The organism is Hazenella coriacea (assembly GCF_004341825.1).
In the GTDB taxonomy this organism is placed as follows: Bacteria; Bacillota; Bacilli; order Thermoactinomycetales; family Thermoactinomycetaceae; genus Hazenella; species Hazenella coriacea.
In genome coordinates this window covers 311,862-324,094 of the sequence record NZ_SMAG01000001.1, presented here as the reverse complement: position 1 = coordinate 324,094, position 12,233 = coordinate 311,862, and the positions used below count along the sequence as shown (strand labels likewise).

8 protein-coding genes and 2 pseudogenes are annotated in these 12,233 nt (G+C 38.1%); 6 read left to right on the top strand and 4 right to left on the bottom strand.

What is annotated here, in order from left to right; genetic code table 11:
* Positions 1–28: 28 nt before the first annotated feature.
* Positions 29–622, bottom strand: coding sequence for a hypothetical protein (locus tag EDD58_RS01535; protein WP_131923077.1), 594 nt, complete (start codon positions 620–622; stop codon positions 29–31).
* A gap of 224 nt (positions 623–846) precedes the next feature.
* Between EDD58_RS01535 and polX the strand changes: the two genes are divergently transcribed.
* From polX to sleB, 3 genes and pseudogenes are all read left to right on the top strand, one after another.
* Positions 847–2,571, top strand: coding sequence for a DNA polymerase/3'-5' exonuclease PolX (polX, locus tag EDD58_RS01530; RefSeq protein WP_131923076.1), 1,725 nt, complete (start codon positions 847–849; stop codon positions 2,569–2,571).
* A gap of 67 nt (positions 2,572–2,638) precedes the next feature.
* Positions 2,639–2,941: pseudogene (locus tag EDD58_RS15315) on the top strand (peptidoglycan-binding domain-containing protein); the annotation flags it as partial.
* Between the two features lie 78 nt (positions 2,942–3,019).
* Positions 3,020–3,661, top strand: a pseudogene (gene sleB, locus EDD58_RS01525) (spore cortex-lytic enzyme); the annotation flags it as partial.
* Positions 3,662–3,704: 43 nt separating this feature from the next.
* Here the strand turns inward: sleB and EDD58_RS01520 are convergent.
* On the bottom strand, positions 3,705–4,046 hold the full coding sequence (locus EDD58_RS01520) for a hypothetical protein (protein WP_131923075.1): 342 nt from the start codon (positions 4,044–4,046) through the stop codon (positions 3,705–3,707).
* A 133-nt stretch (positions 4,047–4,179) separates the two neighbouring features.
* On the opposite strand from EDD58_RS01520, the gene EDD58_RS01515 reads away from it, so the two are divergent.
* Both EDD58_RS01515 and EDD58_RS01510 read left to right on the top strand, forming a co-directional pair.
* Positions 4,180–6,540, top strand: coding sequence for an endonuclease MutS2 (locus EDD58_RS01515; RefSeq protein WP_131923074.1), 2,361 nt, complete (start codon positions 4,180–4,182; stop codon positions 6,538–6,540).
* A gap of 386 nt (positions 6,541–6,926) precedes the next feature.
* The gene (locus tag EDD58_RS01510; protein ID WP_131923073.1) at positions 6,927–7,541 is read left to right on the top strand and encodes a hypothetical protein; all 615 of its coding nucleotides are present in this window, start codon (positions 6,927–6,929) and stop codon (positions 7,539–7,541) included.
* 146 nt (positions 7,542–7,687) lie between these two features.
* On the opposite strand, the gene EDD58_RS01505 is transcribed toward EDD58_RS01510, so the two are convergent.
* Together EDD58_RS01505 and EDD58_RS01500 are read right to left on the bottom strand one after the other, a co-directional pair.
* Positions 7,688–8,821, bottom strand: a complete 1,134-nt coding sequence (locus EDD58_RS01505) for a S8 family peptidase (protein WP_131923420.1) — start codon at positions 8,819–8,821, stop codon at positions 7,688–7,690.
* Positions 8,822–9,202: 381 nt separating this feature from the next.
* Positions 9,203–10,375 (bottom strand): S8 family peptidase, encoded by a 1,173-nt coding sequence (locus EDD58_RS01500; protein WP_243648609.1) that lies wholly within the window; start codon positions 10,373–10,375, stop codon positions 9,203–9,205.
* Positions 10,376–11,169: 794 nt separating this feature from the next.
* On the opposite strand from EDD58_RS01500, the gene EDD58_RS01495 reads away from it, so the two are divergent.
* A complete protein-coding gene (locus EDD58_RS01495) occupies positions 11,170–12,180 on the top strand; it encodes an aromatic acid exporter family protein (protein ID WP_243648608.1) in 1,011 nt (336 codons plus the stop codon).
* The last annotated feature ends 53 nt before the right edge of the window (positions 12,181–12,233 follow it).

The window sequence follows — 12,233 nt, the reverse complement described above, 5'->3', positions numbered from 1 at the left end:
TAAAAGAGCAACTAGTTTAGTTGCTCTTTTAGGTGGCTGATATAAAGTACCAATTCTTGTCTAGCTTGTCGACTTCTATAAAGTCCACACCAAAATCATCTGGATTTGGCTCTTTGTCATTAGGTGAATACACAAAACCTGAGAAGTTGTCTATCAAACCTCTAAAAGTATAGAAGAAAATATAATAGTCATTACCATTTTTCTCTAAGACAATTTCTCCGCCACCTTTAGATAAATGTTGATATTCTTTGGGCAATCGAATTAAAGAAGGGTTATAAGAAACATTAGGCTTAATGGTCTGATTTTCCACCATTTTGATGACTTTTTCTCTTTCAGACTTGTTCATTTTGAAGTCTAAATCCAGTATGATCTGATTAAATGGAAAGAAAAGCCATAGCGAGATAGTTATTGCTTGAACCGCGATAGGTTTCCAATTTTTACTCTTAAATAAAACAATTAAAGCTATTACAGTAACAAGGATAAAAAAACCGGATAACACCATCCACAAGGGAATCATCAAAAATGGTGTTATGATGTCAACAATTGACCATTGAAATACGAGAAATAGTAGAACTAAAACACTGCTGAAGATTGATAAAATTAACGGGACTCTATATTTCATTTATATACCAACCCTAGGATTTAATGGAAAAACTATTTTGTTAACAACGAACAGATGCTGTAAGGAAACCCCATCCTCTCTTTTCTTAAACTACATAACTTTAATAATTATATACTTATTCGGAAGAGGAGTCTTTTTAATATTCTTTTTCAGAGTGATGGAATGTGCTAGTTTAATGGATAATATAAGAGAATTGTTAGAGAAAAAATTTTCAGGAGACAAAAATGAACAATAAACAAATTGCGGGTATTTTGCACTCATTAGCTAATTTGATGGAGTTAAGTGGAGAAAATCATTTTAAAGTGAATGCCTATCGAAGAGTAGCACGATCTGTGGAAAACAGCCGCCAATCAGTATCGGAGATGGAAAAGTTAGAGGAACTGCCAGGTGTGGGGAAGGGAACAGCAAGTGTCATTGAAGAGATTTTACAAACTGGACGTTCCAGTCAATTGGAGGAGCTTCAACAGAAATTACCTCCAAAGCTTCCTGATTTATTACAATTACCAGGGTTAGGACCCAAGTCTATTTACACCTTATATAAAGAGTTAAATATTACGAATCTCGAAGAGTTACAAGTAGCAGCTAAACAACAGAAGATTCGCTCCTTGTCTGGTTTTGGTGCGAAAAAAGAAGAGAAAATTTTAGAGGCGATCTCTCAATATCAGAGCAGACCTGAACGAAGGCTTTTACATGAAGCGTTAATTGTAGCCCAACGATTCACTGAGTATTTTGAAGGGAACGAGTGGATTGACCAGTTCGAGTTGGCTGGGAGTATCCGAAGACAGAAAGAGACGATCAAAGATATTGACTATGTAGTCGCTACAACAAAGCCGATCGAGGTGGGGGAATGGATTGCATCCTTGCCTGAAATCTTGGAGATTGTGAACCAAGGAGAAACGAAAGTGAGTGTGATTGTTAAAGTTGAGGGAATTGAAATATCGATCGATATTCGATTGGTAAGTCCTGAACAGTTTGCGAGTGCCCTTCATCATTTTACAGGCTCAAAAGAGCATAACGTTCGAATTCGCCAACGTGCCAAGCAGTTTGGTTGGAAAGTAAGTGAATATGGAGTTTATCATCCCGAGCAAGAGAATACAATAACTTTTCGTGATGAAGAGTCTTTTTTTGCACATCTCCAACTTCCTTTCATTCCCCCTACATTACGTGAAGACCGTGGTGAGATCGAACGAGCTGAGCATCATGAGCTCCCCATTCTCATTCAAAAGACTGATTATCGTGGTGACTTACATATGCATACTTTGTATAGTGATGGCGCAGATCGTATACAAAAAATGGCTGAAGCTGCACAACAGAAAGGCTATGAATATATTGCAATTACCGATCACTCCCAATCTTTAAAGATCGCAAATGGACTCACGATTCGGGACCTGCAAGAACAGTGGGAGGAGATAGACCGCATCAATGCAAAGATGGAAGGTTTCACTATTTTAAAAGGAACTGAAATGGATATTTTGCCTGATGGTACATTAGATTTTCCTGATGAAATTTTGCAACAGATGGATCTAGTGATCGCCTCGATTCATAGTAGTTTTAAACAAGATGAGCAAACCATGACACGACGAATTGTGAAGGCAATGGAAAATCCTTATGTCGATATTATCGCACATCCAACGGGACGTTTACTTTTACGGCGAGACGGATATCAGGTAGACATGGATCAGATCTTTCAAACAGCTACAGATACAGGAACCATTCTAGAATTAAATGCAAATCCACACCGCCTTGATTTAAACGATGAGTTGTTAAAAAGAGGAAAAGAAGAATATGGGTTAAACTTTACGATTAATTCTGATGCTCACTCCACTGAAGGGCTAGAAGTCATTCCATTTGGCATTTACACAGCACAAAGAGGATGGCTGGAAAAAGAAGATGTGATTAATACTTTGCCTTTAGTTGAATTAAAAAAGAGACTTAAATCAAAAATCTAAAGGAATAGAGGAGCAAAAACTTCGCATAATAACATCAGAATACCAACCTGAGAAAGGGTTGTTTTCCATGCGAAGAAAAAAAATGGTTCTAATCCTAACTGCTTTTACACTTGCTTGGACCGGTTTGATCAGTTCAGTTCAAGAAGGGGTGGTCGTGGCACAAACTTCATCCATGGAAGCTATCCATCCGTTTGGCAAGCAGATTCTCAAACAGGGAGCACGGGGTGGAGATGTGTATGAGTTGCAAGGAAGACTCAAATTGCTCGGTTTTTATACAGGAAAGATCGATGGTGTGTTTGGAAATCGAGTATATAAAGCGGTCCGACTTTTTCAATATCGGTTTGGATTGAAGATTGATGGTGTTGTTGGTCCAAAAACGAAGTTGAAATTATGGAAGGCGACAAAGCATTGGCGTCCTTCATCACCACCTCCCAAAAAAGCTAGCCTGATTCTAAAGCCAGGATCACAAGGTAATGATGTATTAGATCTTCAAGGGCGATTAAAGTTTCTTGGATTTTATACAGGGGAGATCGATGGAAAATACAGTCATCGTGTCTATTTAGCTGTTCGACTTTTTCAGTATCGTTTTGGATTGAAGGTAGATGGAACTGCGGGACCAGACACTTTAACTAAATTACGTAAAGCGACTCAAAATTACAACCCATATTCAAAATCAGCGGTAAAAAAGCCAGCGCCTCAAAACAAAACAACGATTCCCAAATCTTCCAAAGGATTAAGTCAAAACGATATTACCTTATTAGCACAAACGATTCATGCTGAAGCACGAGGCGAACCTTATATTGGTCAGGTCGCAGTCGGTGCAGTGATCTTGAATCGATTGCAGAGTGAAAATTTCCCAGATACAATTTCGGGGATTGTATTCCAGCCTTTAGCTTTTGAAGCAGTGGCGGATGGACAAATCTGGTTACAACCAAGTGAAAGTGCTAAAAAAGCTGCCAGAGATGCGTTGAACGGTTGGGATCCTTCGGGGGGAGCAGTTTATTACTTTAATCCAGACAGAGCGACTTCCAAATGGATCTGGAGCCGCCCGCAAATAAAGAGAATAGGCAAACATATTTTTATGAAATAAAGATAAAAAAACTCGAGCCGATCGTAAGGGAAGGCTCGAGTTTTTATTTGGCTAAATATCGTCCTTTCACAGGAACAAAAAAGTCGATGACCCCCACCCATAAAGAGGCGGTCACTATCCCTAGTAAAGTAATATTTGCTTCTTGAACCATTATAGAGGTACTGATTAACCCCAAGACCGTTAAAGTAATGGCAATGAGACCGCGAGCAAAAGGATTAAGAGTCCCACCCAGAAACACTTCAAGTAACCATCCCACTAAGGTGATAGCTATAGAAAGAATAGCGATATCTAATAAATGACCAAAAGAAAAACGTGGGATGATCTTTTCGATGAGGACAAACACTGTAAAACAAACAACAAAACGGACTAGATGTTGTCCAATCATGGTTATCCCTCTTTTTAAATGATGATCACCATCGTTATTTTGTACAAATCAATTCAACTTCATGAAAAATTCATGTACTAAAAAAGGAACATGGTATAATAGATAAGGATTTTTTATAAGAGGGGTTGTATACGTGGAACAATGGACGTTAAACACGTTGGAATTTAATCACGTGAAAGAGATGTTAAAACAACAAGCTTCCTCTTTGTTAGGAAAAGAAAAAGTAGATGAAGTGGTTCCTTCTGCTTCGCTTGAAGAAGTGAAAGAGCGATTAAAAGCAACTGCTGAAGGAATGGATCTTTTACGGCTTAAAGGTGATGTTCCTCTTGGAGGAATCAGACAAATCGGTCCATCGATTCGTAGAGCCAAAATCGGAGGGATCTTGACAGAGTCTGAGCTACTTGATATTGCCAGTACACTTGCCGCAGGTCGAAAGTTAAAATCATCATTAAGGCAAGTTGAAATAGAGCAGGCAACACTTCCTATCTTGCGAGGATATACAGAGCAAATTGAAAGCTTGGAACACCTTGAGAAGACAATTGAAAATGCGATTGATGATCAAGGAGTGGTAAAAGATCAAGCTAGTTCGATCCTTACAAAGGTTCGTCATTCAATAACTCGAATTCGTCAAAAAGTGAATCAAACATTAAATCAGATGTTACGCAGTTCTCATTATCAAAAGATGATGCAGGAAGCGATTATTACCCAACGATATGATCGTTATGTAATCCCTGTCAAACAAGAATATCGACAATCATTTGGTGGAATTGTTCATGATCAGTCAGCATCGGGAGCTACATTATTTATAGAACCAGAAGCAGTCGTGCAGTTAAATAACCAGTTACGTGAACAAGAGCTTGCAGAAGAAAAAGAATTAGAACGAATATTGGCAGAATTAACAGGGAAAGTGGCCGAGGAAACAGAATGGTTAGAGCAAAATATTGCGATCCTAGCTGAAGTTGACTTCATTATTGCTAAAGCAAGGTTTGGTTATGCTAAGAAAGCTGTTTGCCCAATCATTACTACAGATTTCTCGATGCAATTAAAAAAAGCTCGCCATCCACTAATTCCTAGTGAGCAAGTGGTTCCGATCGATGTGGAAATGGGAGAAAATCAGAAGGCGATCATCGTCACTGGACCCAATACGGGTGGAAAAACAGTTACCCTAAAAACGATTGGACTTCTTGCTTTAATGACACAATCTGGCTTTCCGATCCCTGCCGAAGAAGAGAGTATGATGCCTGTATACAGTGGCGTTTTTGCTGATATTGGTGATGAGCAGAGTATTGAACAGAATCTCAGTACTTTTTCAGGTCATTTGACAAACATTATACGAATTTTAAAGCAAATCGATGACCAAAGCTTAGTACTTTTTGATGAGTTAGGGGCAGGTACAGATCCGACAGAAGGTGCGGCTTTAGCCATAGCGATCCTTGAACATGTGATGAACAAAGGTTGTACAGTTGTTGCGACTACTCATTATAGTGAGTTAAAATTATTTGCCCACTCCCATCCAAGGGCGTTGAATGCGAGTGTAGAATTTGATGTAGAAACACTACGACCCACGTATCGCTTACTAATCGGTGTTCCAGGTCGTTCTAATGCGTTTGCTATTTCAAGTCGTCTTGGTTTACCTACACAAATTATCGATGAGGCAAAGAAACAGCTCTCAAGTGAAGAAAATCAATTAGAGGACATGATTACTTCATTAACAGCTGATCGCAAAAAATCCGAAGAAGATCGGCGTGTAGCAGAGCGACTTCACCAAGAAGCAGAGCATTTGTATAAAGAGTTACAACAACGGCTTCATCTCTGGGAAGAGGAAAAAGCTCAAATCAGAGAAAAAGCTAGAGAAGAAGCTCGACTGATTGTTTCCAAAGCACAAAGAGAAGCAGAAGAAGTGCTTAAACAATTGAGAGAATGGGCTAAAGAGAGACCACAAGCGATTAAGGAACATCAATTGATCGAAGCTAAAAAACGCTTGGGTGAGGCGGTTCCAGAATTACAAGTCCCCCGAAAGATTCAAACAGACTCTTTAAAAAAGCATAAAGTTGAGGTAGGGGACGATGTATTCGTTTTGAGAGTGAATCAAAAAGGAACCGTTGTTGAAGTGCTGGGTAAGGACGAATTTCAAGTTCAAGTTGGCTTTCTAAAAATGAAAGTGAAACGAGATGAATTAGAAAAACGAGAATCGACTCATAAGGCAACCATGCCTAAGGCCACATCCTCTGTAAAGCGTAAATCCGATGATGTAAGACCTGAACTTGATCTACGTGGACAAATGGTAGACGAAGCGATTCTAGAGATTGATAAATACTTAGATGATGCTATTCTAGCTGGATATAAACAAGTCTCTTTAATTCACGGGAAAGGTACAGGGGCATTACGTTCTGGAGTTCAAGATTTTCTTAGAAGTCATCCAAGTATTAAATCATTCCGCTTAGGTTCTCAAGGTGAGGGTGGTTCAGGAGTGACAGTAGCAGAACTACGTTAAAATAGGAATAGGCAGGGGAGTGTTATGAAATATCTTCCTAAAATTTTAGGATCCATTGCGTTGATTTTCTTTATCATTGGTGTCATTTGGTTTATGCTTAATACTTAAGCTTGGCACCCTATGCTTCCAATGGAACATAGGGTTATCTTTTTTAATGGATTGAAATCAAGTGGCTTGATCGAATGAACCTAGGAGGGGTGATGTTTCTCTGGCAAGCAACTTTTGCGGATCCGCTACGAGAGCGAGACAGAAAAACAGCGCCCCGACGGGATCTGTATCATTGTGTTACTAATGCCCATATAGAGTTAATAAATTCAATGATATTGAGTGATCTTTTTGCTTAAACAGCATGGTTGATTTGTTGAGTGAAATGGAGGGTATTTTAGATGAGAATATTCATCTGGAGCATAGCTCTTTACCTCATGATGTTCCTTGTTACTGGATGTAGTACAGAAGAAGATACACCGGAAAAAGAAAAAGGACAGGCGAAACCAACAACCGTTCAAAGTGAGACACCCGAAGATGCAAAAGGAACAACCAATCAAAGTAATACCCAAGTAGATGAAAATGAAACCAAACCACCTCAGTCTGCAAAGCCTGACGAACCCTTACCTAAACCCAAAGAAAAAAAGCTACTCAAGTTTAAACAAGTATCTGCTAACTATTACAATGTTCCTGCTCAATCAACATCAGGTGTTTGGTTCTATACGAAAGAAGCTCATCCAGGGTCTATTAATCGCTATGCCAACTGGGATCGAGAGGATCTAGTCTACATTCAATTTGCTGATCGAGAATATTATGGTTATAATATGGCCATTCTTTCTGTAGAACCTATCGATTCAAGTAAAGTACAAGTCTTGGTTAGACCTAGTAAAGATCGTTTATTTCAATATGATCAACCTGCTCGAATCATCTTAACCGTACCCAAGGGATCTTTAAATTCCAATATTCAATTTCAAGTAGAAACAGAAGGTAAGACAGAGAAGCTTCAGCTTCAATAAATAGGTTAAGTTAGAAAAATACATTTGAATTCTTTATAAAGCCGGTGGATAAAGTAGGTTATTCTTCGGTTTTGTTGTTTTCAATCGAAAAAGACTGCAGTCCTTTGACGGATGCAGTCTTTTTCATGAGTTTGTGACTTTAGAGATTAATAATTAACTGCATTGTAAGCGTTTACTCGACCGTGAGTCCAGTAAGTACCTGTTCCAGAAATATTGTCAGCACTATTTTCAATGGCTGCACGAATTTGTACGTGATTTCTACCTTGTGCTGCCAATAAACCAGCTACACCAGCAACATGAGGAGTAGCCATGGAAGTACCACTTAGAGAGGAGTAAGTGCTTGTAATGTAAGTGGAGTAGATGTTAGAACCAGGTGCAGCTACATCCACCCAGCTACCATAGTTAGAGAAATATGATCTATTATCGGAGGAATCTGTAGATGCGACAGCAATTGCTTTGTCATAGTAAGCAGGATAGGAAGGGGCACTAGTATTGGAGTTACCAGCAGCTGCAACTACAACAGAACCTTTGTTCCAAGCATAGTCAACTGCATTTTTCAAAGTGGTGCTACCTGAAGAGCCACCTAAGCTAAGGCTAATCACTTGGGCTCCTTGATCAGCAGCATAGATAATACCATTAGCAACATTGTTAAGGGTTCCACTGCCACTGTTGTTCAATACACGAACTGCAAGGATTTTAGCTTCTGGAGCTACACCTGCGATACCAATTCCATTATTGGTAGCAGCTGCGGCGATCCCAGCGCAATGAGTTCCATGTCCATTTCCATCTTGAGAAATATTATCTCCGTCTACGAAATCGTACCCATTAATAACTTTTCCAGAGAGATCAGGGTGGTTAGCTTGTACACCCGTATCGATGATCGCGATTTTTACACTGCTATTGCTTTTTGTAACATCCCAAGCTTCTGGTGCTTTGATCTTTTTGGGACCGTATTGTTGAGAGAATGAGGGATCATTGGGAACCCAAGCAGCGTGGAAGTAGTAGTTAGGCTCAGCATACTCTACATTTGGGTTGTTTTTGTAGGCCTGTAGCATTTGATTCACAGATTTATTTTTGAACTGAATAACTTCAAACCCAGTTGCAGCATTTTTACTAACAACTTGAGCTCTTTCGCTTGCGTGAATAGATTGAATATTATTCGCGGAGATACCTTTTTTAAACTTAACGATGATTTGGTCTGAAACAAATGAACTGTTAGACTCCTCAACAGCTGGTTTAGCCATAATAGTTGCAGGCATTACCAGTAATACCAGTAGCATCACGATACTAAATAATTGGAAAGCTCTTTTCACATAGATCCCTCCTACTATAATTTAAATGAATGTTGCTTTTTTACAGACGGCGGATAGAAACATTGGCATTGAATCAAGTGAATGATTAGGAATAGTTAGATATTTCTTCTAGATTTATCACATCCTTTCGATTGATGATTAAGAAGCTCTAAATCAATTATAAATTATTTATTAATTAATTAGAATACTTTTTTTAATAAAATTTTCTGTTTTATTGGATATATTCAATAATTGGTGGTTAATATTGGAATGATGACTGGTAAAAAAGAGGTTAGAAGTGTTTTATTATAGAAAAGACTACAACTCTTAGTAGAATTGTAGTCTTTTCGTAAGTTTTAAGCTTTTAGATTAATAAGTAACAGCTTTGTAAGCATTCACACGACCATGGGTCCAGTAAGTACCTGTTCCGGAAATTTTGTCAGCACTCTTTTCGATAGCTGCACGAATTTGCACATTGTTTTTACCTTGTGCTGCAAGTAGAGCAGCAACACCAGCAACACCTGGGCTAGCCATAGAAGTACCACTTAAGGAAGAGTAACCTCCTCTAAGATAGGTAGAGTAGATGTCAGAACCAGGTGCAGCTACATCTACCCAGCTGCCATAGTTGGAGAAATAAGACATACGATCCGCAGAGTCAGTAGAAGCTACAGCAATAGCATTGTTATAGTATGCTGGGTAGCTAGGAGCAGAAGTACTTTCGTTACCTGCAGCCGCTACAACAACAGCACCTTTATTCCAAGCGTAATCAACTGCATTTTTCAATGTAGTTGTACCAGAGGCACCGCCTAAGCTGAGGTTAATCACTTGAGCACCTTGATCAGCAGCGTAAATGATACCATTGGCAACATTGTCAAGAGTTCCGCTACCTCTGTTGTCTAATACACGAACAGCAAGAATTTTAGCATTTGGAGCCATACCAGCCATACCGATTCCATTGTTGGTAGCAGCAGCGGCAATTCCAGCTACGTGGGTTCCATGACCATTACCGTCTTGTGGAACATTATCTCTTTGTACAAAGTCATATCCATTGATCACTTTTCCAGAGAGATCAGGATGGCTAGCTTCTACACCTGTGTCAATCACAGCGATTTTTACAGTGCTACTACTTTTGGTTACATCCCAAGCTTGTTGGGCTTGCATTTTTTGTGGTCCATATTGTTTGGTTGAGAAAGATGGATCATTAGGAGTCCAAGTAGCATGGAAATAGTAGTTTGGTTCAACGTATTCAACATTTGGATTGTTTTGGTATTCTTTCAACATTTGGTCTACCGATTTTTTGTTATCGAACTTAACAACTTCAAAGCCAGATTTTCCTTTGCTAACAACTTGAGCCTTTTCACTTGCGTGAACAGACTGAATACTCTTTGCAGAGGTACCATTTTTAAATTTCACAATAATTTGGTTAGGAGCATAATCCTTGTTCACTTTTTGGTCGGTAGCTGGTTTAGCTAGGATTGTGGATGGAATCACTAGCAAGACAAGTAGCATTACAATGCTAAACAGACGAAATGCCTTTTTCATGTTATAAGTTCCTCCTCAATAGTTTTTGCTCCGATAAACTCGTTTACGTCAATAAAGTATGGTTAATAGGGCGTTAGAACATTACGAATTCATATGAGTTTATAGGAAATAAGTAACAGGAAAATAGAGAAAAAAGTTGAACAAACTAAAAGATATTACCTTATTTTTCTACTTCTATCACATCCCTTTATACTGATTATATATTATTTATCCATAGATTTGAATACTCTATTAATCAAAAAATAAAAAAATATTAATATTATATTTTTATTTTGACAAATACACCCAAAAAATAGATAAATTGTGACATGCTTTTAGTTGGTTTATACTTAAATAAAACGAAAATGTTCGCAATAAAGATGGATGATCGGAGGTATATGAAGATTAGGGGATATATATTTATAGGGTAAAAAGTAAAATGTAAAATAATTGCAAAGTATGTGTATGAGTAAAATATTATTGGATAAAGTACCATGAATAACAAAACTGTTTTAGTATATTTATCTATTTTTTGGTATGAATTTAGCTAATTCAGTTTAAAGATCGATTCGATGATCTTGACTAGTTCCTATTGCCTCAGCAACACAATAAAAATAATCTACTCGACTTAAGCGAAAAATATTGAAGTCATTGGGAATCATTTTATTCGATCGATCCACTTAGGAGGGATGTTTCTATGACGAACGACTTTTGCGAATGCACTACGAGAGTGAAGCAGAGAAACAAAGATCTGACGGAATTGGGATCAATTTGTTAGTGAAATTGTTCAGACTATAGAAATTGAGAGGTTCATGATGAAAATTGGATATCGTACATTAAAGACAGCGATTGGAACGGGTTTGTCGATTGCAATTGCTCAGTGGCTAGGGTTACAATTTTATACATCTGCCGGTATTATCACGATTTTATGTATTCAGCCTACGAAAAAACGGTCTTATCGAAGTGCATTTGAGCGAGTACTTGGTTGCTTGATGGCCATATTTTTGGCAGGGATTCTATTTGAAATGATTGGTTATTCTCCTTGGGCATTAAGCTTATTATTGTTGATTCATATCCCACTCAGTGTATTCTTTAATACTAAAGAGGGAATTGTGACCAGCACTGTGATTATGCTACATATTTACTTGCAAAAAAGTATCTCTATCGATTTAGTTCTCAATGAGTTAGCTTTAATAGTGATTGGAGTTGGAGTTGCTTTAATTATTAATTTGTACATGCCAAATGTAGAGAAACAACTGAAACAGTATCAACAAGATCTAGAAAGTAATTTTCGGAAAATATTAAATGAAATCTCTGTTTACCTTCGAAAAGGTGAAAGTGATTGGGACGGAAGAGAGATTACAGAAACTGCTCAATTACTAAAAGAGGCGAAACACCTAGCTCTATTGGATATCGAAAATAGTGGAATGGATGAAGAATATAGTTATTACCGTTATTTTGAGATGAGAGAGCACCAATTTGAAATATTAGAGCGAATTATGCCGATTGTTTCAAGCCTTGAACCTCGATTACAAAGTTTTATGATTGCCGATTTTTTTGATCGTGTTGCAGATGCTGTTCAACCAGGGAATACAGCCACGATCTACCTAGACGAACTGGAAGAGTTAAGAAAAAAATTTAAACAAACTCCATTGCCTTTAGACCGAGAAGAGTTTGAGACACGAGCAGCTCTTGTACAATTTGTGAATGAAATGGGAGGATATTTGATTTTGAAGCGTGATCTCATCAAAGAGGAACAAAAGGATCAAAAAAAGAAACGAGTGAGCTGGAAGCGATTTTTCCAAAAGTCTGTTGAAGACCATTAAGAATCCAACACGATTTACATATTGTTATGTAAAATAGATAGTAACGTAAGATA